15 protein-coding genes are annotated in these 22,342 nt (G+C 69.7%); 1 reads left to right on the forward strand and 14 read right to left on the reverse strand.

The annotated features are described in order from the left end of the window. Positions 1 to 31 precede the first annotated feature (31 nt). The 14 genes from ABZS61_RS19990 to ABZS61_RS20055 all read right to left on the reverse strand — a co-directional run bounded on the left by ABZS61_RS19990 (position 32) and on the right by ABZS61_RS20055 (position 18,695). Complete coding sequence (locus ABZS61_RS19990; protein WP_356422596.1) at positions 32 to 979, reverse strand: carbohydrate kinase; 948 nt, start codon at positions 977 to 979, stop codon at positions 32 to 34. A 162-nt stretch (positions 980 to 1,141) separates the two neighbouring features. Beyond that, complete coding sequence (locus tag ABZS61_RS19995; RefSeq protein ID WP_356422599.1) at positions 1,142 to 2,506, reverse strand: MFS transporter; 1,365 nt, start codon at positions 2,504 to 2,506, stop codon at positions 1,142 to 1,144. Further along, positions 2,503 to 3,198 carry a helix-turn-helix domain-containing protein gene (locus ABZS61_RS20000; RefSeq protein WP_356422602.1) on the reverse strand — a complete coding sequence of 232 codons (696 nt, stop codon included), beginning with the start codon at positions 3,196 to 3,198 and terminating at the stop codon, positions 2,503 to 2,505. The genes ABZS61_RS19995 and ABZS61_RS20000 overlap by 4 nt, the downstream gene beginning before the upstream one ends. A gap of 68 nt (positions 3,199 to 3,266) precedes the next feature. Next, positions 3,267 to 4,148, reverse strand: coding sequence for an ABC transporter substrate-binding protein (locus ABZS61_RS20005; RefSeq protein WP_356422605.1), 882 nt, complete (start codon positions 4,146 to 4,148; stop codon positions 3,267 to 3,269). A 54-nt stretch (positions 4,149 to 4,202) separates the two neighbouring features. After that, on the reverse strand, positions 4,203 to 4,847 hold the full coding sequence (locus tag ABZS61_RS20010; RefSeq protein ID WP_356422608.1) for a GNAT family N-acetyltransferase: 645 nt from the start codon (positions 4,845 to 4,847) through the stop codon (positions 4,203 to 4,205). A gap of 47 nt (positions 4,848 to 4,894) precedes the next feature. Further along, positions 4,895 to 5,788, reverse strand: a complete 894-nt coding sequence (locus tag ABZS61_RS20015) for a YihY/virulence factor BrkB family protein (RefSeq protein WP_356422611.1) — start codon at positions 5,786 to 5,788, stop codon at positions 4,895 to 4,897. A gap of 112 nt (positions 5,789 to 5,900) precedes the next feature. Further along, on the reverse strand, positions 5,901 to 6,218 hold the full coding sequence (locus tag ABZS61_RS20020) for a cupin (protein WP_356422614.1): 318 nt from the start codon (positions 6,216 to 6,218) through the stop codon (positions 5,901 to 5,903). Between the two features lie 94 nt (positions 6,219 to 6,312). Beyond that, a complete protein-coding gene (locus tag ABZS61_RS20025) occupies positions 6,313 to 7,941 on the reverse strand; it encodes a glycoside hydrolase family 13 protein (RefSeq protein WP_356422617.1) in 1,629 nt (542 codons plus the stop codon). Between the two features lie 104 nt (positions 7,942 to 8,045). Next, positions 8,046 to 8,993: a carbohydrate ABC transporter permease gene (locus ABZS61_RS20030; RefSeq protein WP_356422620.1), complete on the reverse strand. Its 948-nt coding sequence runs from the start codon at positions 8,991 to 8,993 to the stop codon at positions 8,046 to 8,048. A 15-nt stretch (positions 8,994 to 9,008) separates the two neighbouring features. After that, positions 9,009 to 9,968: a sugar ABC transporter permease gene (locus ABZS61_RS20035; RefSeq protein WP_356422623.1), complete on the reverse strand. Its 960-nt coding sequence runs from the start codon at positions 9,966 to 9,968 to the stop codon at positions 9,009 to 9,011. Positions 9,969 to 10,055: 87 nt separating this feature from the next. Next, entirely contained in the window at positions 10,056 to 11,480 is a 1,425-nt protein-coding gene (locus tag ABZS61_RS20040; protein WP_356422626.1) for an extracellular solute-binding protein, read from the reverse strand. 199 nt (positions 11,481 to 11,679) lie between these two features. Further along, positions 11,680 to 12,675: a LacI family DNA-binding transcriptional regulator gene (locus tag ABZS61_RS20045; RefSeq protein ID WP_356422630.1), complete on the reverse strand. Its 996-nt coding sequence runs from the start codon at positions 12,673 to 12,675 to the stop codon at positions 11,680 to 11,682. 152 nt (positions 12,676 to 12,827) lie between these two features. Continuing rightward, on the reverse strand, positions 12,828 to 17,117 hold the full coding sequence (locus tag ABZS61_RS20050; protein WP_356422633.1) for a discoidin domain-containing protein: 4,290 nt from the start codon (positions 17,115 to 17,117) through the stop codon (positions 12,828 to 12,830). 393 nt (positions 17,118 to 17,510) lie between these two features. Continuing rightward, positions 17,511 to 18,695, reverse strand: a complete 1,185-nt coding sequence (locus tag ABZS61_RS20055) for a S8 family peptidase (RefSeq protein ID WP_356422636.1) — start codon at positions 18,693 to 18,695, stop codon at positions 17,511 to 17,513. 350 nt (positions 18,696 to 19,045) lie between these two features. Between ABZS61_RS20055 and ABZS61_RS20060 the strand changes: the two genes are divergently transcribed. Next, positions 19,046 to 22,243 (forward strand): alpha-L-rhamnosidase, encoded by a 3,198-nt coding sequence (locus tag ABZS61_RS20060; protein WP_356422639.1) that lies wholly within the window; start codon positions 19,046 to 19,048, stop codon positions 22,241 to 22,243. Positions 22,244 to 22,342 lie beyond the last annotated feature (99 nt).

The raw sequence follows: 22,342 nt of genomic DNA on the forward strand, positions 1-22,342 counted from the left end.
GGCGGGCGGGAGGACACCGGCGGCGCCGTCCTCAGGCCCTTGGGACAGGTGCCCCGGTCAGTCCCGCCGCGAGCTCGCCCTCGTCGGGCGGAAGGGCACCGGCCCGTGCGACGGTCACGGCGGCCGACGCCGCCCCGTGGCGCAGCACGTCGCCCAGCGTCTCGGTGTCCAGCGACCGCAGTCGTGCGCGCCCGCCCTCCCCGAGCAGTCCGTGCGCTGCCAGGCTGTGCAGCGTGCCGGACATGAACGCGTCGCCCGCTCCCACGGTGTCGACGACCCGGACGGGGACCGCGTCGACGTTCAGCGTCGCACCCCGGAGGACCGCCAGCGCCCCTTCGGCTCCTCGCGTGACGAGGACGACCGCCGGACCGGAGCGCAGCCACCGCTCGGCGGCCCTGTCCGGCGTCTCACCCGGGTAGAGCCACGCCAGGTCCTCGTCGCTCGCCTTGACCACGTCGCTGAGGGCGACACAGCGTTCGACCCTGCGTACGGCCTCGGCGTGATCTCCCATCAGCTCCGGCCGCACATTCGGGTCGTAGCTGACGGTCGCGGTTGCCCGGAGTGCTTCGACGGCGGCCCGGACGGTACCGGCCCCGGGTTCGACGACGGCGGCGATCGACCCGGTGTGCACATGCTGCGGCGGCCGCTCCGGGCTCACCTGGGCCAGTGACCAGGTGATCTCGAAGGAGTACGAGGCCCGCCCGTCGTCGTCCAGGGTGACGGCGGCGGACGGTGTGGGCGCGCCGCTGCCGTCGGTGAGCACACGGACCCCTGCCGATGCCAGATGGTCCCTGATGAGCCGTCCGTTCGTGTCCGGGCCGAGCTGGGTGAGGAGGGTGGTGCTCCGGCCCAGCCGGGCCAGACCGTACGCGACGTTCGCGGGGCTGCCGCCCGCGTGGACGCGGTCCGCCGCGCCCGGCGCCCGGACGATGTCGGCGACGCATTCGCCGATGACCAGCAGAGCGAGTCTGTCGAGCATGAGGAGCATCTCCAGGAGTGGCGCCGGGCTGAGGTGCCCGGCACGCGGTGGTCGGCGGACACGTTCCTGCCGATTCTGCCTCGTGCGCCGGGTGTGCCGGGAGACCTCGTGCCCTGCACGGGCACCGAAGGCGTCCTCACGCGCGGCGGTAGGGAGCGGACGTCAGCCGGTGCCGTCCGCCGTGGCGGGCGCCGGCCGGCTGCTGAGCTCTGCGGCCGGGCCGGCGGCGCGACGGGCCCACAGCAGGGTGCCTGCCAGCAGCACCGTGGCACCGAGCAGCCAGGGCAGGGGGCCTGCGGGCAGCACACCCGCGATCAGCCCTCCGGCCGCCCCGACGAGCTGCAGCGAGAGCGACTGCACGGAAAGAGCGGTCGCACGGCCCGAGGTGTCGACGCGGCGGTGCAGGAGGTCGTTCTCACTGGGTCCGGCGGACCCGAGCCCCAGGTACACCAGCGCGTATCCGGCGACGGCCAGGGTCAGGGCGGTCGCTCCGTTGGAGGACACGGTCGCGGCGAGCACCAGGAGGCCGGTGGCACTCGCTGCGAGGCTCGCCAGGACCGCACGCTCGCTCCCGCCCGCGAGCCGGGCGACGAGCGGGGCGATCTGGCTGCCGAGCGCCGAGCAGACGAACCCGGCTGCTGCCAGTCCCGCGAACAGCACCGCACCTGACTCGGAGGCTCCGGTGACGGCTGCGGCGCGGCCGGGCGTGAGCAGTTCGAGGGCGGCCAGCGCGGTGCCGGCGGCGCCTGCGGTCATCAGGATGCGGCGGATCAGCGCGTCCCGGGCGCCGAGCCGCAGGCCCGCGCCGATGGCCTCCGGAACACCGCGCAGCACACCGCGCAGGGTGGCCCGGGGGCGGGGAGGTTCGGGCAGTGCGGTGAGGACGTAGAGGACGAAGAGGGTCTCGACGGCCACGCCCACGAGCACGGGGACGGAGAGCGGCAGAACGAGGTCGGAGGTGTACGTCCGCAGCCGGGCGCCGAGGTCCGGGCCGAGGCCGAGCAGCCAGGGCAGCGCGCCGCCGAGCAGCATGCCGAGGGCCAGGGCGGCCGAGGACGCGGCGCTGCCGCGCGCCAGTCCCGTGCGCAGGTCGGCGTCGGGGCCGGAGCGGGCGTGCACGGTGTCGACGTACCAGGCTTCGGCCGGTCCGCTGGACAGGGCCCTGCCCGCGCCCATCAGCGCCATGCCGAGGGCGAGGACCCAGCCGGCCGTTCCGAGCCCTATGAGGGCGAGGGCGCACACGTTGAGGATTCCGGCCCCGGCGAGGACGGTGCGGCGGCCGATGACGTCGGAGAGGCCGCCGGTGGGGAGTTCGAGAGCGGCGGCGGTGAGGGAGTGTGCGGCGAAGGCCGCGGCGACGGCGGCGAGGGCCAGGCCTCGTTCGGTGAAGAGCAGGACCATGGGAGCGGCGGTCAGACCGGCCGGCAGCCAGAACAGGAACGACACCGCCACGAAGCGGCGCCGCGCGGTGCGTTCGTCCGGCCCGGTGTACTCGGTGTGCGCGGTGACGGGCGCGGGCCGGGTCACGAGGTGCCCTTGGATCGAGGGCCGGCCTCGGACGTGGCGTCGGGGCGTGTGCCGCGGTCGGAGCGCGGGTCCGCGGTGAGGGGCTCGGTGGACTCCGGTGCCGTGGGCTCCCTCGCCGCGAGCGCGAGTCCGGCCGTGACCAGCACGACCCGCTCGGCACTGGGATCGTGCTCGTCACGGGCGGTCAGTTCCGTCACCTTGGCTTCGAAGGCGTCCCAGAGCTCTCTCAGGGATTCCGGTGTCAGTCGAGGCATCAGATCGCTGACACCGGAGGGCTCGTGCCACTCCTCCCCCAGCCGGCCGTCCTGGATGTCCGCCTCGTGCTGGACCACCGAGTGCTGCAGGTGCTCGATCGAGCGACGCCAGAACGTGCCCAGCAGTGCTCGGCCCCCTGACGTGGCCAGCATCCCCTCGTTGCTCCACGAGGTGACGGCGTGCACCGCCTGCCAGCGTCGCTCGCGGCCGTCCCGGTGCTCCGCCTCCGCGACGAACGCGTACCTGGCCAGCACGCGCAGGTGGTAGCTGGTCGAGGCCGAGGACTCTCCCGTCCTGACCGCCAGTTCGCTCGCGGTGGCCGGTCCGTGCTGCCGCAACAGGCCGAGCAGCCGCAGACGCAGCGGGTGGGTGAGCGCCTTCAGCGCCGCCGAGTCCTGGCCCGGGTCGAGTTTTCGGGGCGAGCTGTCGCTGTCCATGACGGCAGGCTAGATGGAATCAGCTCTTTCCCAAAGTATTTTTGCAGAACTTTTTTGGGAAACTTCTTTCAGCCGTTCCGCACCCCCTCCAGGGCGTCCGCCACCAGCGCGAGGAAGCGGGCATGGGCCTGGGGACTGCACAGGGGCTCCGGATTCCACGGGACTGTCCGCGCCGCCTCCGTGGCCGCCCGCCAGTCGGGGGCACCGATCTCGCCGAGCGGGGTCGCGTTCGACCGGACGTCGGCAAGGACGACGTCCGGTCCGAGCTCCGCCGCCCGGCCCCAGTCCGCGGTGGACCAGTTGACTCCCCCACCCTCGGCCGGTGACACGAGGTTGACCCCCAGCTCGGCGAGCACCCGCAGTTCGGGCCACATCGGCGGGCGGGCGATGTGCGCCTGCTCCTGGCCGGCCGGAGACAGAGCCACCACCCTCGGGCCGTCGGGAACGGCTTCGGCCACGGCGCGCAGCCGCTCCCTGGCGGCTTCCAGGTCCCGGGCGGCACCCCGGACCGGTTCCCCGCCGAGCGAGCCGGCCAGCTCGGCGAACCGCTCGGCTGTGCGGCCCAGCGTGCGGGCCTGACCCACGTCGATCACCGCGACCGGTACCCGCTCCTCCAACTGCTTGGCGGTGTCCGGGTCCAGCCCGTAGACCTGGCCGTGGCCGTAGCTGACGGCGACGACCAGGTCCGGCCGTCCGCGTAACAGGGTCTCCACGTCCAGGCCCGTGCCCGCGCCCCGGTAGTCGACGGTGTCCAACGAGAGCGTTCCGGTCTTCGCCGGGTCGGGGGCCGTACCGTCATGACCGGAACCGAAGATCCCTTCCGGGCGCACGCCGTAGTCCCACAGCGTCGCTCCGGCCTGGATGTAGGCGAGCACACGCGAAGGGCGCCGCTCCGCCGCCAGCAGCTGCCCCCGGTCGTCCGCGAACCCCCACGCACTCTGCTCCGTCACGTCTCTCACTCCTCCGTACCGGCTGGCTCGGCCCTCACCCGGGCTCGCACCTGACTACCTGCCCAGCCGGTCGCCGCCACACCCCTCGGTGGAACGTCCCAGATAGGCGAGCGGCCCCGGATCGGGGACCTCGATCTCGTGGAATCCGAGCCGGTCGTAGAAGGCCCTGGCCGGGGTGTTCGCCACCAGCATCGACAGGTGGACGGCCGGGACCCCCTTGGCGTGGAGCGCGTCCAGGAAGGTGCCCATCAGCTCCCTTCCGTACCCCTTGCGCTGCCACGGCGGCAGCAGGTCGATGTGCAGGTGGGCCGGATGTCCGTCCAGCTCGGGAAGGATCATGCGTTCGGGGCGGTGGAGGAGCGCGGTCATGTCCTCGACGAAGGTGCTCGGCGTCCCGTCGGGCTCAGGAAAGCGTTCGGTCACCTGCGGGAGCCAGATCTTGCGGAACGCGTCCACGAACTGCCGGGTGTCCGCGGTCCCCAGGATGTAGCCGACCGCCTGCCCGGACCCGTCGTCCAGGACGAACGTCAGCTCGGGTTCGAGGTGCGCGTAGGGCGCCGCGAACAACGTCGGCATCAGCTCCGGATCGGGGTACAGATGCCGGGAGTCACCGCCGTTGTCCGCTGTGCGGATGCAGATCTCCGCGAGGGCCTCACGGTCGCCGGGTCGATAGGGACGTACGTGCGCTGCCTGGGTCATCGCCCCATCCTGCCCACTTGGGAGCGCTCCCACAAGGGCTGTCGCCCTCAGCCGGCGCCGCCCTTCACACGTCCGAGTTCGACGTTGAACTGGGCGCCGGCCAGAAGTGCCAGGTTGGTGAACCAGATCCAGATGAGGAAGACGACCAGACCGGCCAGCGAACCGTACAGCCGGCTGTAACTGCCGATATGGGTGGCGTACAGCGCGAATCCGGCCGAGGCGACCAGCCACAGGAACGCCGCGAGCACGCCGCCCGGCAACCCGCGCCGCAGGCCCCGGGCGGTACGCGGACCGGTACTGAAGAGGACCAGGATCAGACAGGCGACCAGGCAGAGCAGTACGGGCCACTTGAGGACCGCCCAGACCGTCTCACCGGCATGGGTCAGGCCCGTCCGTTCCCCGAACCAGCGGGCCAGCGGACCGGTGAGGACCAGGGCGAACGCACTGGCCATCAGCAGGACGAGCAGTCCGATCGCGGACGCCACGATGATGTGCGCCTGGCGCAGCGGGGGCCTGGTGTCCTTCACGTCGTGCATGGCGTGCAGCGCTCTGCGGAAGACAGCCAGGTAGCTGGAGGCCGACCACACGGCGCTGACACTCCCGGTGGCCGCGAGCAGCCAGACGGCGGTGCGCTCGTGGGTGGCCGCTTCGAGGGGCTGGCGCAGCGCCGCTCCGGACTCGGCGGGGGCGAAAGCCGTGATGTCGATGATCAGGGCGTTGGTGGCGCCGGGGCTCGCCAGACCGATGACGGACACGGTGACCAGGAGCGCCGGGAGCAGGGCGAGGATGGCGTAGTACGTGAGGGCCGCCGCCCAGTCGGAGAGGTCGTCGTTCCAGAGCGAGACGGGAGTACGGCGCAGGGCGGTGCGCCAGCTCGGTGCGGCCCGCCCGGACGGGGGCGCGGTGCGGTCCGCGGCGGGGGCGTCGGTCCTGCTGGGCACGCTGGTACTCCGGGGGGACTAGGGAAGAATCGGCGGGACCGGACGCGTCGAAGGACGGCCCGGCTGCCACCTTTCTCTCATGCCTCCGTACCGCAGGTGTATTCCTGCGCGCTCAGTCGTTGACAGCTGTCAGCAGCACCACGGCGTCCTCGAGCGCCAGCAGCCCGTGCCGTTCCTGGGGAATCGGGTGCAGCCCGCCCGTTGTCAGCTCCACGTCCCCGGAGGCGGCGGTGAGCCGGACCCGGCCGCGCAGTACCTGGAGCGAGGCGGCCGGGGGTGCGTTGTGCTCGTCGAGGGCGGATCCCGAGGTGAGTGCGATCACCGTCTGCCGCAGCGGTTCCTGCCGCAGCAGCAGGTGCGCGCTGCGCCCGTGCGCATTGGCGCGGGCTGCGGTCAGGTGCTCGTCGGCGAGAGCGTTGAGATCATCCATACGACCACTGTGCCGCAGCCTCCGCTCCCCCGCTATCCACCTCGGGCCGGACCGCCAGGGGTGCGTACGGTGTCGGCCCGGCCCGGTGGCGGCATCAGCTCCGCAGCCAGGCCGCCGCATCAGCGGGGAGCATGCCGGAGCCGTCCAGCGGAGTACTGGTCAGCAGCACCTCCGCGTGGCCGGGGAGCGGCACCGGGGCCCCGGACAGGTTGACGGCACAGATCAGGCCGTGGGGCCGGGTGAAGGCGAGCACGCCGGGCTGCGACGGCAGCCAGTTCAGCTGCCCGTCCGCCGTTTCCGCGGCGGCTGCGGCGAATCCGGGTTCACTGCGGCGCAGGCTCAGGGCTTCGCGGTACAGGCTGAGCATCGAACCGGGATCGCGGCTCTGGCGATCGGCGGCGTAGGACGGCCAGGAGGCCGGCTGCGGCAGCCAGGGTTCGTCCGCGGACCCGAATCCGGCGTGCGGTTCCTGTTCGGCCCACGGCAGCGGTACCCGGCAGCCGTCGCGGCCGGGGTCGATCCCGCCGGAGCGCAGGTGCATGGGGTCCTGGATCCGCGCCCGCGGGATGTCGGCTTCCGGCAGGCCGAGCTCCTCGCCCTGGTACAGGTAGACGGCGCCGGGCAGTGCCAGCGAGAGCAGGGCGGCGGCCCGGGCCCTGCGGATACCGAGTTCCAGGTCCGTGGGGGTGCCGAAGACCTTCGCGGCGAAGTCGAAGCCGGTGTCCTCGCGTCCGTACCGGGTCACGGTGCGTGTCACGTCGTGGTTGCACAGCACCCAGGTCGCGGGGGCGCCGACCGGCGCGTGCTCGGCGAGGGTGTCGTCGATAGCGGCACGCAGCAGCCGGGCGTCCCAGGGGCAGGCCAGGAAGTTGAAGTTGAAGGCGGTGTGCAGTTCGTCGGGGCGCAGGTACCGGGCGAAGCGCTCGGAGTCGGGAAGCCACACCTCACCGACGAAGACGCCCTCGTACTCGTCGGCGATCGCACGCCAGGCGCGGTAGATGCCGTGGAGTTCGTCGCGGTCGATGTACGGGTGGGGGTCGACGCCCTTGGTGAAGTCCGGCAGGGCCGGGTCCTTGGCGAGCAGGGCCGCAGAGTCGATGCGTACGCCCGCGACCCCCCGTTCGAACCAGAAACGCAGTACGTCCTCGTGCTCCTGGCGAACGGCCGGGTGTGCCCAGTTGAGGTCGGGCTGCTCGGGAGCGAACAGGTGGAGGTACCACTGGCCGTCGTCGAGCCTGGTCCAGGGGGTGCCGCCGAATTCGGACACCCAGTCGTTGGGCGGGATCTCACCGTTCTCACCGCGTCCTGGCATGAAGTGGAAGAGATCGCGCTCGGGGCTGCCGGGGCCCGCCGCGAGCGCTGCCCGGAACCAGCTGTGCCGGTCGGAGACGTGGTTCGGAACGATGTCGATGATGGTGCGTATGCCCAGTGCGCGGGCCTCGGCGATCAGCTTCTCGGCTTCGGCGAGATGACCGAAAGCAGGGTCGATGACGCGGTAGTCGGCGACGTCGTAGCCGCCGTCGGCCAGGGGTGAGAGATACCAGGGGGTGAACCAGAGGGCGTCCACACCCAGCTCCACGAGATAGGGCAACTTGGCCCGTACTCCCGCGAGATCGCCGGTGCCGTCTCCGTCGCCGTCGGCGAAGCTGCGTACGTAGATCTGGTAGATGGCGGCGTCGCGCCACCAGGTTGCGGTGGCCTCGGTCGGACGGATGGCTGCCACGTGGCGTTCCTTTCGGGCAGGTGGTACTCCGCCGCCGGGCCCGGACGCGGGGCATGGTGGGAGGGCCGGCGGCGGAGTGCTGGTGGGGGACGGCAGGGGTACTGCTAGCCCTTGAGGCCGCCCGCGGTGAGACCGCTCATGATGTTGCGCTGGAAGAGAAGGAAGATCAGCAGTGTCGGGACCGACGCGATGGTGAGCGCGGCGATGAGGACGTTCTCCGGGACTCCGCTGGCCAGGGAGTAGATGCCCACGTTGAGCGTCTGCTTGCTCGGGTCGGGCAGGGTGAGCATCGGCCAGAGGAAGTCCTTCCAGACTCCGACGACGGCGAAGATGGAGACGACGCCGAGGATCGGCCGGGAGATCGGGAGCACCACGGAGCGCAGGGTGCGCAGGGGTGAGGCGCCGTCGATGGCGGCGGCGTCCAGCAGTTCGCGTGGGATCGAGTCGAAGAAGCGCTTCAGCAGGAAGATGTTGAAGGCGTTCGTGACGGACGGCAGCCAGATCGCCCAGGGCGAGTTGAGCAGGTTGCGTTCAAAGATCGGCACGTCGAGCACGGTGAGGTACTGCGGTACGACGAGGACGGTCGCCGGGATCATCAGGGTGGCGAGCATCATGCCGAGGATGACCTTGCCGAAGACCGGCCGCAGCTTGGAGAGCGAGTAGGCGGCGGCCACGTCGAAGATCAGTTGGAAGGCCAGCGCGCCGAAGGCGTAGTACAGGGTGTTGAAGAGCAGGCGGGACAGGTCCATCACGTTCCACGCCTGGGAGTAGTTCTCCGTGTGGACCGAGGTGGGGAAGGCCGTGGGCGGGCTCTGTACGACTTCCTGCGTGGTCTTGAGTCCCCCGGTGACCATCCAGTACAGGGGGCCGAGGAACGCGATGGTGAAGGCGGCGATCACCACGGCGAAGATGATCCAGTAGAGGACCTTGCCGCGGGGGCGGCCCAGTTGGGCGGGCGAGATCAGGGTCCGCTGGCGGCCGAGGTCCGACTCGCGGGGGCCTCCCCTGCGTCCGCCGGTACGTCGCCGGGAGACAAGCGTGTTCGATGCCATCCTCGTACTCCCGTCCTAGTCTTCGCTGGTGCGGCTGAGCCGTACGTACACCGCGGAGAAGCCCGCGAGTACGACGAGCAGGACAAGTCCGAGAGCCGCCGCGCTGCCGTAGTTGTTGAAGTTGAAGGCGTACTGGTAAATGAGGTAGACGACCGTCGTGGTGGAGCCTTCGGGTCCCGCTCCGTTGGTGAGCAGGAAGGGCTCGGTGAACACCTGCATCGTCGCGATGATCTGCATGAGCAGCAGCAGTGACAGGATGAGCCGGGTCTGCGGAATGGTGACGTGCCAGATCTTGCGCAGCAGGCCGGCTCCGTCGAGCTCCGCCGCCTCGTACAGCTCGCCGGGGATCCCCTGGAGTGCGGCGAGGTAGATGAGCGTGGCTCCGCCCATGTTCATCCAGGTCGCCGCGATGACGACGGAGAGCATGGAGGTGTCGGGGTCCTGGAGCCATTGCTGGGCGGGGAGATGGAGGAATTCCAGGATGCGGTTGAAGAGTCCGTAGCCGGGGTCGTAGAAGTACTTGAAGAGCAGTACGGAGGCGACAGGCGGCAGCATGACCGGCAGGTAGACCAGCAGTCGCAGGTATCCCTGCGCGTGGCGGAACTCGTTGAGTACCACGGCGATGACGAACGGGACCGCGAAGCCCAGCACGAGGGCCAGGACGGTGAAGAGAAGGGTGTTGCGCCAGGCCTGCCAGAAGGCCGGGTCGTTGAAGACGTAGCTCAGGTTGGACCAGCCGGCCCAGGTCGTACGTCCGTCCTCGGTCTTCTGGAAGGCCAGGAAGAACTCCCGGACCATCGGGTACCACGAGAAGAACGAGAAGCAGAGAACCGCGCCGATCAGGAAGCCGTGCGCGGAAATGTTGCGGCGCAGGGCGCGTACGAACTCCTCCCGGGGGGAGTCCGGCCGGGCGGGGCGGTTGCGTCCAGGCGGTGGCGGGCTCGCCTTGCTCGTGGACAGGGTGGGGGCCGACATGGTGTCTCCTCGGTGCCGGTGCAATCGCTCGCATCGGACGGTCGGGATTGCGGGGCCGGGTCCGCGTGACCCGGCCCCACGCGTCCGTTACTGGTTCGCCAGAACCTGATTGACCTGCTGCTCCGCGGTGGAGAGCAGCTTGTCGATGTCGGCGTCCTTGTTGGTCAGGACCCCGGACATCGCGACGTCGAGGATCTTGTAGATCTCCTGGGCCTTCGGCGGCTCGGCCTTGCCCTGGACGGGGTTGTCCATGAAGGCCTTGAAGTTCTCGATGGGCATCGTGGCGTTCGTGGCGCGGCTGGCGTCGTCCTTGGTCTTGCTCTCACCGGTGAAGAAGTTCGGTTGCGGCAGCCCGACGGGCAGCTGGTCGGCCTTGGTGCGGGCCCAGTCGAACTGGCCCTTGCCGGGTGAGAGGTTCTTGAAGTTCAGCCAGGCGACGGCCGCCTTGATCTTGTCGGGCGAACTGCCCTTCTTGATCATGTAGTTGTTGCCGCCGAAGAGGGTTCCCTGGGCTCCGGGGATCGGACCGATTCCGAAGTTCTCGTACTTGGCGCCGAGTTGCTGGACCATGTACGCGATGTCGTCGGGCGCGGCCAGGAACATGCCGAGCTTGTCGGTGGATATCTGCTTCTGCAGATCGCCCCACTTCAGCAGCTGGGTCTGCCCCATACTGTTGTCCTTCCAGCGCATGTCGTGCAGCTGCTGGAGGACCTGCTTGCCCTTCTCGTCGTTGAAGGCCGCCTTCTTGCCACTGGCGTCCACCACGTCACCGCCGAGGCCGTACTGCGTGGCGGCGAAGTGCCACCCGCCGTTGTTGCCCGCGCTGTACTCGCCGAAGCCGGCGATGCCCTTGCCGAGCGCCGCGATCTTCTTGCTCGCCGCGCGGACCTCTTCCCAGGTCGCGGGCGGGGTGTTCGGGTCCAGGCCGGCCTGCGTGAACAGCTTCCGGTTGACGATCAGGCCCATGGTGTAGTTGCTGGTCGGCAGGGCGTAGAGCTTGCCGTCCTTGCGGGCCACGTCGAGCACCTGGGGCTGGATGTCCTTGAGCGCGGGGACGGACTTGTCGGTGACGTACGCGGTGATGTCCTCCGCCCCGTCGTTGTCCAGGACCTGCTGCAGGTCGGTGAAGTAGGCGTAGAACACGTCCGGCTGCGACTTGCCCTTGAGCATCGCCGTGAAGCGCGGCGGCTCCAGGCACTGTCCGGGCGTGGACTTTCCGTTGATCTTGACGTTCGGGTAGATCTTGCCGAACGCCTTGATGTCCTCTTTCCACTCGCGCAGCTCCGCGGCCTTCGCGGCCGGCGGCATGCAGTCGATCGACAGCGTCACCTTGGCCTTCGGGTCCAGCGGTGCTGACGGATCGGACGAGCCGCTGCCGGAACCGCTCTTGTCCTCGTCGCTGTTGCTGCTGCTCGTGCCACAGGAGGCAAGGGCAGTCAGCGCGAGCGCGGTGACGAGCGCGGCGGCGGAGGTTCGACGTGTGCGAGAACGGCGGAACCCAGCACTTCTCATCGGTGGTCCCCTTCGGGCATGAGCATGGAAGGCCCTCGGCGAACTCTCTGCCGGGGCGCGGCTTACTCAACCACCGCCGACATGTGAACGCAATATCTCGCGCAGTTTTCGTAAATGTTTGACAGCCTTCCGCATCCCGAGCGTGACGCACCCGGTGACGTACCCGCCGGCACGGACGTCGATCCGTCCCGCAGGGCCGTCAGGCGCGCGCCTGCGCGGTCGAGCCGCGGACCACCAGCTCGGGCTCGAAGAGGAGCTCACCCGGCGGCACGGCGCCGTTCTGGATCAGCGCGGAAAGCAGCTCGACGGCCGCCCGCCCCATCGCTTCGATGGGCTGACGGACCGTGGTCAGCGGCGGTTCGGTGCAGTTCATGAAGGCGGAGTCGTCGAAGCCGACGACGGAGACGTCCAACGGCACCGCAAGGCCCCGTCGGCGGGCGGCACGCACGGCACCGAGCGCCAGCGGGTCGCTTGCGCAGACGATCCCCGTGACGCCCCGCTCCAGCAGGCGCGAGGCCGCGGCCTGACCGCCCTCGAGCGAGAACATGGAACGCTCTATGCGCTCCCGCGGGAGCGCTCCCGCGACGGCGTGCGCGGCAGCGAGTTTGCGCCGCGAGGGGACGTGGTCGACGGGGCCGAGGACCAGGCCGATGCGCTCGTGCCCGAGGGACACCAGGTGCCGCCACGCCTGTTCGATCGCGACGGCGTCGTCGCAGGACACACAGGGGAAGTCCAGCCCTTCGATGGGGGCGTTGATCAGCACCACCGGGATGCGGCGCTCGGCGAGCCGCCGGTAGTGGTCGTGCGGCTCGTCGGCCTGCGCGAAGAGCCCTCCCGCGAAGACGACACCGGACACCTGCTGCTGGAGCAGCAGTTCGACGTAGTCGGCCTCCGAGACGCCCCCTTTGGTCTGGGTGCACAGCACGGGCGTGAGTCCCTGCTGCGCGAGGGAGCCGCCGATCACCTCGGCGAACGCCGGAAAGATCGGGTTCTGCAGCTCGGGCAGGACGAGGCCGACGAGCCTGGCCCGCTCGCCGCGCAGCTGGGTCGGGCGCTCGTACCCGAGCACATCCAGTGCCGTCAGCACCGATTGACGGGTCGTCCGCGAGACTCCGGGCTTGCCGTTGAGCACCCGGCTGACCGTGGCCTCGCTGACTCCTACCTTCTTCGCCACTTGGGCAAGTCGTCGCGTCATGACCGCAACGCTAGCGCAACTCTTGCAAGCCACCGACTTATCGCTGCAAAGAGTGTACGCGGGCAGGGTGCCCCGCGGAAGCCGCGAGGCACCCCCTCATTCCTGCTCCTTTCCCGCGGGACCCTGCGGGCCCTGCGGACCTCCCGTGTCCTCTACGGGTTGATGTTGATCTTGAAGGTGGAGGTGGTGTTCCTGACGTCCACGGCGTTGCCGCTCAGCTTCAGCCCGTTGAACGTCACCTCACCGACCGCCGGGCCCTGGCCCGTCTCCGGCATCTCGTTGGCCCAGAGGCCGAAGCCGGACTTCGCGTCGAACGCGTCACCGCTCTTGCGTGCTCCGGTGATCGAGATGTCCGTGAGCACCGTGTCCTTGATCGGGAACTGCGGCTGTCCACCGACGTAGTTCGTCTGGAACATGATTCCGCTGTACGTCGGATCGACGATGTCCACATGGGAGATCCGGATGCCCTGGAACACCTTGGAGGCCGAGAACAGCCAGATGCCCGGGAAGGTCTGCGACCCCCAGAAGTGCCCGCCCGACCGCACGACCGACACGTTCTCGATCGCCGTGGGGCCGGTCCCGAATCCGTTCATCGGATAGCCGAAGTCCAGCGAACTGACCGTGATTCCGGAGTACACCAGGGTGTCTGCGATGTGGATGTTGCGGAAGGTGTTGTCGTACCCGCCGTACACGGCCACACCCGCGGCACGCCAGGTGAGGATGGACGTCAGGTTCTCGTACACGTTGTTCTTCATGTCCGCGCCGCCGCCGTCGATCGCCGAGAACAGCGCGAAGCTGTCGTCCCCGGTGGCACGCGCCTCGTTGTTGGTGACGTGGTTGTCGGTCGATCCGTTGGTCATGTTGATGCCGTCGGCGAACATGTTGCGGATCCGGGAGTTCTTGATGGTGACGCTGTCGGTGTTGGCGCCCCAGTAGAGGCACACCATGTGCTCGTTCCAGATGTTGTCGATCACGATGTCCGAGACGTTGGAGAAGTCGAACACCTTGCCCGGCCCGTCGATGCGGGACGTGTAGTTGCCGAAGTACGCGAAGTTCGAGAACCACGAACCCTTCGCACTGGCCTCCGCACGGAACCCGATATCGGTGTTGTCCTGCGTGGACGGGGCGTGGAAGCGGGTGTACCAGGGTCCCGCGCCGACGACCTTCACGGCCTTGCCGTAGACCTGGAACTTGCTGGCGGTGGAGTAGTCGCCGGCCGGCAGGTAGACGCCCACGAGGGTGCCCGTGGTGTCCATCCGGACCTTGTCCAGGGCGTTCTGTACGTCCTGGTGGGTGAAGCCGGCGGGCACGGTGTACGTGGCCGGATTCGGGTTGGCCACCTGGGCGACCTGCTCCAGGCTGACGAAGTCGATCGCATAGGTGCTCGTGTTGGCCGCGTCCTTCTGCAGCCGGATCCTGCTGCCTGCCGGGACGGTCCTGCCCAGCATGAGGTTCGCCTCGTCGTAGATGTGCCGGGGCGCTCCCGTGCCCGGCGAGTTGCCCGGTCCGGTCTCGTTCCCGTACAGCCACGCGTACTTCGACGTGAGGTCGATGGCCTTCAGGAAGGTGCCGTCCACGTAGACGTTCAGTTTCGAGTCGATGCCGCCGCCACCCGCGGAGTCCGGGATGGAGAACCGGGTGACCAGGGTGTTCGTGGACGCCCGGGTGGTGAACTCGACGTAGTTGCCCGTGCCGTCGAGTGTGACCGCCTTGCGCCCCGACGCCTCACCTGCGACGTCGCCGACAGTCCTGTTGGGACCGACCACCTTGGCGCCGCCGCCCGGGACGCCGTCCTCGGCCTCGTACATGTCATACGGCATGTTGGCGCCGCGTCCCACGAACAGCGACTCGGTGCGGGTGTTGTTCTCGCGCTTCACCGGAAGCTCGTTGGCGTCGTCGGCGACCACCACCTTCACCGTGTACGAGCCGTTGGCGGCCGTCCAGGTGCCGAGGGCCACCGGCGCTGTCGTGGAGCCCGCGGCGATGACGCCGCTGTGCGCGCCGGTGAGGGTCTTGACCGTGGCGCCCTTGGAGTCGACCAGATTCAGGGTGATGCCGTGGCTGCCGCTCGCGGAGGCCACGGTGCCCTGGTTCCTCAGGGCGACGGAGAAGGTCACGGTGTCGCCCGCGGACGGGGCGGACGGGGCGGTGGTGACCGCGTTCGCGACGAGGTCGGAGCTGGCGACCGGCTTCACGACCAGCGGGGAACTGCTGGTGAAGCGGTTGTTGGTCTCGTTCTCCTCGATGATCTCGCCCGCCGGGTCGACGACGGCGCCCAGTGTGTAACTGCCCGCACCGCGTGCGCCGATACCGGCAGTGACCTGTGCGGACGCACCGGCGGCGAGAGCACCCACGGAGGCGGTGGCGACCTTGGAGCCGCCCAGTTCGAAGTCGAGCTTGCCTGCGGGAGCGGCGAGGGCGCCCGTGTTGCGTACGGTCGCCGACAGAGTGATCTGGTCGGACTCCACGGGGGCGGCCGGGGAGGCGCCGACTGCCGAGACCTGCAGGTCCGCGTTGGGGGCGGGAGCCCCCATCACCTGGAACTCGGCGACCTGGCCGGCCGGGGAGCCGGTGTTGGAGGTGAACTTCAGCTGGACGTCGGCGACCCTGGCCGTGACGGGGATCGTCACCGTGTTGCCGGTCGCCGGGTCGAACGCGTAGTTCCTGGCCGCGGCCAGGCTCGTGAGGGACGTGGCGTTCTGCTCCCGTCCGAGCACCTCGATGTTCTGGGTGCGCGCGCCCCAGCTGCTGTCGGGGTTGAGCTTGACGACGACGCTCTCGGTGTCGGCGTTGGAGCCCAGCTTCACGGTGAGGGTGTTGGGATAGCTGCCGCCCGCGCCCTCCCAGTAGGTGGTGACGGAGTTGTCGTTGGCGTTCGCCGCGACGAACGTGTGGACCACCGAGGACGCGGTGATCGGCTTGGAGACGGCGAGGTTGGACGCGGCGTTCGTGGAGCCGTTGCGGGTCACGGAGTTGCTCGCGGCGGATATGTTGCCGGCCGCGTCCTTGGCGCGCACCACGTAGGTGACCGTGGTGCCGGCCGACTGGGTGTCGGTGTACGTCGTGATGTCACCGGCCACGGTCCTGCGGAGCACGTTGTTGGCGTAGACGTCGTAGCCGGTCACGCCCTTGTTGTCCGAGGACGCCTGCCAGGCCAGCCTGATCTGTCCCGCGGACGGCTCCGTGAAGGCCAGTTGCGAGGGCGCGGTGGGTGCCTGCGTGTCGCCGGAGTCGCCCTGCCGGGTGACGGTGTTGCTGTTGCCCGACACGTTGCCCGCCGCATCCCGGGCCCGGACGTGGTAGGAGACGGTCTCGCCGGCCGGCCGGGTGTCGGTGAACGTGGTGACGCCGCCCGCCACGCTTGTCAGCAGTGTGTTGCCGGCGTAGATGTCGTAACCGGTGACACCCGTGTCGTCCGAGGACGCCTTCCAGGTCAGCCTGATCTGCCCGGTGGACGGCTCGGTGAAGGCCAGGTCGGCGGGGGCCGTGGGTGCCTGGGTGTCCCCGGTTTCGGGGCCGTAGACCTCCAGTTCGGAGACCTGTCCGGCCGGCTGGACGGAGTTGGCGGTGACCAGCACCCGTACGTAGCGGGTGGTGGTGGCGTCGAAGGAGATCGCCGCCGTCTGACCGCCCGCGGCGTTGAAGGTGTACGCCTTGGAGGCGGTCAGGTCGCTGAAGTCCGAACCGTTCACACTGCCCTGGATCTTCAGTGTCTGGGTCCGCTGCTCCCAGCCGTCGGGCAGCCGCAGCACGACCCGGTCGACGCGGACCGAGGAGCCGAGGTCCGCCTGGATCCACTGCGGGAGGGCGTTGTTCCTGCTCTCCCAGTAGGTGGCACGGTTGCCGTCGTTGCCGTTGGCCGCCACGTACACCTCGGTGTGGCTGCTCGCCGTGAGGGTCCTGCCTGCCGCGAGGTCGGCCGACGACTCCTCGGCCTCGCGTACCTCCAGTTCCGCCAGCTGGGCGTTGCGTCCCGCCGTGTTGGCCGTGACGTTCACCCGTACGAAGCGGGTCTTCGTGGCCGGGAAGGGGATCGTCACCTTGTTGGACGTACCGGGGCTGAAGGTGTACGTCCCCGAGGTCTTGAGCGTGGAGAAGCTCGTGCCGTCCGCGCTTCCCTGGATGGAGAGGGTCTGCTCCCTGCTCTCCCATCCTGCCGGGAGCTTCAGCGTCACCTCGTCGATCCGGGCGTCCGGGCCGAGGTCGGTCTGCACCCACTGCGGAAGTGAGCTGCCGGATCCCTCCCAGTACGTCGACTGGTTGCCGTCCGTCACGCTCCGGGCGGCGTGCCCGTCGCCGGTACTGCTCGCCGCCGCGGCCCTGCCTGCGGCGATGCTGGGGCCGTCGGCCGCCGAAGCGGCGAGCGACGGCCATCCGATCATCAGAAGACTGGTGGCGACCGCGGCTGATACGGCCCGCCATCTCCAGCGTGTGGCTCTCATTGGTCCCCGATCTTCGGCCTCGGCGCCAAGCGCGTCGAGGGCGCGGCTCTGTCTGCTCGGCTCGGTGACACCTGTTTCTGCGCTCACTGAGCATGAGTTTTGCGTTTTGCGGTCAGAGAATTGCAGAGAACTGCGAGACCGTCCACCGTTGAGACAGAACCCAGCGATCCAGATCAAGGAGTGATGTGGAGGAAAGCACCGTGCTGGCAAAGAGTTTTGGGCCAATGTACGAGAAGGCCGAGAGCCTGCAAGTCGACGCAATCAACGCAAGCTGCTTGCGCACAAGTGGAAGGCGCTGCAAAGTGCCTGCTCCACGGCACAGCACGGAGCGGGGCCCGCATGACGCGGACCCCGCTCCGACGGAGGCGGATCAGTGTTCGGCCGGACCGGGGCTCAGAGACCGCCGGTGTAGAGAAGCCGGTCGGGCGAGCCGCTCCCCAGATCCGTCAGCACATCCGTCGTGGCCTGGCCGGCGATCCAGTCGGAGATCTCCCCGGGCGTAGCGGCCGGGTTCTGCTCCAGGTAGAGGGCGGAGACGCCGACGACATGCGGACTGGACATGGACGTTCCGCTCAGCTTCGTGGAGCCGCCGCCGAGCCGGGCGGAGGCGATGTCGACCCCGGGGGCGTACACCTCCACGCAGGTGCCCCAGTTGCTGAATTCCGCCTGCCGGTCCTGGTTGTCACTGGCACCCACGGCAAGCACCTGGTCGGCGCCCGCCGGGGACACGTCGCAGGCGTCCTGGCTCTCGTTGCCCGCCGCGACGACGGGAAGGATCCCCTGCTCGGCGAGTCCGTCGAACGCGTCGTCGACCGCCGCGGACGAGGCTCCGCCGAGCGACGCGTTGACCACACTGGGCGGCTCGGCGTTCTCGGCGATCCAGTCGAGCCCTGCGATGATCCCGGCCCACGTTCCCGACCCTTCGCAGTTGAGCACCCTGACAGGGACGAGCGAGGCGGAGCGCGCGACACCGTACGTCGCGCCGGCGACCGTACCGGCGACATGCGTGCCGTGGCCGTTGCAGTCCTCGGCGCCCCGGCCGTCGCCGATGCCGTCGTAGCCTTCGCCCACCCGGCCGCCGAACTCGCTGTGGCCGGACTCGATGCCGGTGTCGACGATGTAGGCGGTCACGCCGGCACCCGTACCGGCCGCGTTGTACATGGAGTCCAGCGGCAGGTTGCGCTGGTCGATCCGGTCCAGCCCCCAGCTCGCGGCCGCCGCACGGGCACCGCCCGTCTTCTTGGCGGCCGGCGGTGCGAGCGAGGCCTCGCTGTTCTCCTCCACGGCCTGGACACCTGCCGTGCCGCGCACCTTCTCCAACTGGGCGGGCGTGAGCGAAGCCGCGAAGCCGTGCAGGACCTTGCTGTACGTGAACAGCGTGGTGACCCCGAGATCCTCGGCCATGGCGTCAGCCGTCTGCGCGGACGACAGGGTGACGATGTACTGACCGGGCACGGCCCGGGACGACTTCTGCACCGGTACGAGACTGTCGCCGGTGTCGGCCGTGGCCGGGGTGGTGCCGATCAGCGGGGCGATCAGCAGCAGAGCGGCCGGGGCCCAGTGGGCGCGCAGGCGCATGCGTTCTCCCTTGACGTGGAGGATCGGTCGCGGACCAGGACAGGCCCGCGAGGTGCGAACACCTGACCTTTCGTCCACATCCAGGTCGCGCCTTGAGTCACGTCAGCCGGACAGCGCAAAGATCGGTACCGGGGCACACCCATTCGGCCGAGGGCATGAAAGGTTTCAACCGGCCCCTGCGGGCGAACATAAGCCCGCTTCGACGCGGACGTCAATGCCGCACACAGCAGGCTTTCATCCACCAAGCCAGAAGGACGTCGATCACGAAGGAACCCTTGACAGGGACCGGACACAACTCTAGCTTCACATGACTGAAACGATTCATCCTCGCGTCGTTACGGAGCCGAGTTGTGATCAGCAGAAGACGACTGCTCAGCACCACCGCAGCCACCGCAGCGCTCGCTGCGGTGTCCGCACCCGCCGCGCACGCGGCCGGACCGGCGCGGGCAGCCGCCGGCCGGGCCCGTGTCACCGAACCGACCGTCGAATACGTGCGCCATCCGCTCGGCCTCGACACCCCGCGTCCGAGGCTGAGTTGGCCCATCGCGTCGGAGGTGCCGGGCCGGACCCAGACGGCCTATCAGGTGCGGGTCGCCACCGCCCCGGAACGCCTCGGGAAGCCCGACGTCTGGGACAGCGGCAAGGTCGAGTCCGACCGGTCGGTGCTGGTCCCGTACGCAGGCCCCGAGCCGGTCTCCCGTACGCGCCACCACTGGTCGGTGCGTGTGTGGGACTCCGGCGGACAGGTCTCCGGGTGGAGCGAGCCGTCCTGGTGGGAGACCGGACTCCTGGCCGAGTCGGACTGGTCGGCCTCGTGGATCGGCGCGCCGGCCGCGCTGACCGCCACGCCCCCGCTGGACGACGCCACGTGGATCTGGTTCCCCGAGGGCGATCCGGCCGCCGGCGCGCCCGCGGCCACCCGCTGGTTCCGGGGCCGGGTGGAGATTCCGGCCGGTGTCACCCGCGCCCGCCTGGTCATGACGGCCGATGACGGATTCACCGCCCGTGTCGACGGCGAGGAGGTGGCGCACACCGAGGCGGACGGCCCCGCCGACAACTGGCAGCGGCCCGTTCTCAGGGATGTGACGGACCGGCTGCCCCCGGGCGTCCACGTGATCGCCGTGTCCGCCACCAACGCGACGGAAGGACCCGCCGGACTGCTCGGCCTGCTGGAGCTGACCACCGCTGACGGTGTGGTCACCCTGGCCACCGGCGCCGACTGGCGGACCACCGACAAGGAGCCTTCGGGGGACTGGGGGTCCGTGGCCTACGACGACAGCGCGTGGTCCGCCGCCAAGATCCTCGCCCCCTGGGGTTCCGGGCCCTGGGGCCGCGTCCAGGTGGCGCACTCCCCCGCCACCCAGCTGCGCAGGGAGTTCCGGCTCGGCCGCAAACGTGTGGCACGCGCCCGGCTGTACTCCACGGCACTCGGGCTGTACGAGGTGTTCCTCAACGGCAAGCGGGTCGGCGAGGACCGGCTCGCACCGGGCTGGACCGACTACGACAAGCGGGTCCAGTACCAGACGTACGACGTGACCGGGCTGGTCTCGGCGGGCGGGAACGCCATCGGCGTCACCCTCGCGACAGGTTGGTACGCCGGCAACATCGCCTGGTTCGGGCCGCACCAGTACGGCGAACAACCTGCCGTTCTGGCTCAGTTGGAGGTCACCTTCACGGACGGTTCGACCGAGCGGGTGGTATCGGGGACCGACTGGCTCGCCGCGACCGGGCCCGTCACCGGCGCCGACCTCATGGCGGGCGAGGAGTACGACGCCCGGCTGGAGACGGTCGGCTGGACGCGATCCGGCTTCGACGCGTCGAGGTGGCTCGCCGCCGATCAGGTGGACGACGTCACGGCGGAGCTCGTCGCCGAGGTGGACGGGGCATGCCGGGTCGAGCGCGAGCTGACGGCACGTGAGGTGACCGAACCGCAGCCCGGCGTGTTCGTGTTCGACCTCGGCCAGAACATGGTGGGCACCCCGCGGCTCACCGTGTCGGGGCCGGCCGGCACGGCGGTGCGGCTGCGGCACGCCGAGGTCCTGAACCCGGACGGCACGATCTACACGACCAACCTGCGCACCGCCCGCGCCACGGACACGTACACGCTCAAGGGCGGCGGCCTGGAGACCTACGAACCCCGTTTCACGTTCCACGGCTTCCGCTACGTCGAGGTGACGGGCTATCCCGGCCGGCCGGGCCCCGACGCGATCGTGGGCCGCGTCATCCACACCTCGGCACCGTTCACCATGGACTTCACGACCGATGTGCCCATGCTCAACCAGCTCCACAGCAACATCACCTGGGGTCAGCGCGGCAACTTCCTCTCCATTCCGACGGACACCCCCGCGCGGGACGAGCGCCTCGGCTGGACCGGTGACATCAACGTGTTCGCACCCACGGCCGCGTACACGATGGAGTCTGCGCGCTTCCTCACCAAGTGGCTCCACGACCTGCGCGACGACCAGGTCGCCGACGGCGCGTTCCCGAACGTCGCCCCGGACCTCCCGGGCGTCGGCAGCGGCGCGGCGGGCTGGGGGGACGCCGGAGTGACCGTGCCCTGGGCCCTGTACCAGGCGTACGGCGACGTGCGGGTCCTGGAGCAGTCCTGGTCCTCGATGCTGAAGTGGCTCACGTACCTGGAGGCACACAGCACCGGGCTCCTGCGGCCCGCCGAAGGCTACGGTGACTGGCTCAACATCGAGGACGAGACGCCCAAGGACGTCATCGGCACGGCGTACTTCGCCCACAGCGCCGACCTCGTCGCCCGCACCGCCGAGGCGCTGGGCAAGGACCCGGCGCCGTACCGGAGCCTCTTCGGCCGGGTGCGTGACGCGTTCCGGGCGGCGTACGTGACGGCCGGCGGACGGGTCGAGGGCGATACCCAGACGGCCTACGTACTGGCTCTGTCCATGGACCTGCTGACGGCAGGCGACCGCGGGCCGGCTGCCGACAGGCTGGTCGCACTCATCGAGGCGAAGGCCTGGCACCTGTCGACGGGGTTCCTCGGGACGCCGCGGCTGCTGCCGGTGCTGACCGACACGGGGCACACCGATGTCGCCTACCGGCTGCTGACGCAGCGCACCTTCCCGAGCTGGGGCTATCAGATCGACCGGGGCGCCACGACGATGTGGGAGCGGTGGGACTCGATCCGGCCGGACGGGAGCTTCCAGGACGCCGGGATGAACTCCTTCAACCACTACGCGTACGGCTCCGTGGGTGAGTGGATGTACGCGAACATCGCGGGCATCGCACCGGGGAGCCCCGGCTTCCGGAAGGTCATCGTACGGCCGCGTCCGGGCGGCGGCGTGACGCAGGCCGAGGGCCGGTTCGACTCCCTGTACGGGCCGGTCACGACGCGCTGGAAGACGGACGCGGACGGCTTCGCTCTCAGGGTCGTCCTGCCTGCCAACACGACCGCCGAGGTGTGGATACCGGGTGGGGACGAGCGGAGCGCCGGCCAGGGCTCCGCGACGTTCCTGCGCCTGGACGACGGGTGCGCGGTCTTCTCCGCCGGGTCGGGCACCCACCGGTTCTCCGCCTCCGCCTGACGGGGATCCCCCGGGCGCCCTCTAGGACGGAAACTGTCCTACAGGGCGCCTAACGTGTTCCTCAGGAGTTCGGGGAGTCGCCCAAGGACTCCCCTGGAG

It is taken from the genome of Streptomyces sp. NPDC005566 (assembly GCF_040605575.1).
Lineage (GTDB): Bacteria > Actinomycetota > Actinomycetes > Streptomycetales > Streptomycetaceae > Streptomyces.

Excerpts from the sequence above, each read along its gene's own strand:
- ABZS61_RS20010 (WP_356422608.1), bottom strand. The coding sequence starts at position 4,847 with ATGACCCAGGCAGCGCACGTACGTCCCTATCGACCCGGCGACCGTGAG.
- ABZS61_RS20030 (WP_356422620.1), bottom strand. The coding sequence starts at position 8,993 with ATGGCATCGAACACGCTTGTCTCCCGGCGACGTACCGGCGGACGCAGG.
- ABZS61_RS20035 (WP_356422623.1), bottom strand. The coding sequence starts at position 9,968 with ATGTCGGCCCCCACCCTGTCCACGAGCAAGGCGAGCCCGCCACCGCCT.
- ABZS61_RS20050 (WP_356422633.1), bottom strand. The coding sequence starts at position 17,117 with ATGAGAGCCACACGCTGGAGATGGCGGGCCGTATCAGCCGCGGTCGCC.
- ABZS61_RS20020 (WP_356422614.1), bottom strand. The coding sequence starts at position 6,218 with ATGGATGATCTCAACGCTCTCGCCGACGAGCACCTGACCGCAGCCCGC.
- ABZS61_RS20040 (WP_356422626.1), bottom strand. The coding sequence starts at position 11,480 with ATGAGAAGTGCTGGGTTCCGCCGTTCTCGCACACGTCGAACCTCCGCC.
- ABZS61_RS19990 (WP_356422596.1), bottom strand. The coding sequence starts at position 979 with ATGCTCGACAGACTCGCTCTGCTGGTCATCGGCGAATGCGTCGCCGAC.
- ABZS61_RS20055 (WP_356422636.1), bottom strand. The coding sequence starts at position 18,695 with ATGCGCCTGCGCGCCCACTGGGCCCCGGCCGCTCTGCTGCTGATCGCC.
- ABZS61_RS20045 (WP_356422630.1), bottom strand. The coding sequence starts at position 12,675 with ATGACGCGACGACTTGCCCAAGTGGCGAAGAAGGTAGGAGTCAGCGAG.
- ABZS61_RS20000 (WP_356422602.1), bottom strand. The coding sequence starts at position 3,198 with ATGGACAGCGACAGCTCGCCCCGAAAACTCGACCCGGGCCAGGACTCG.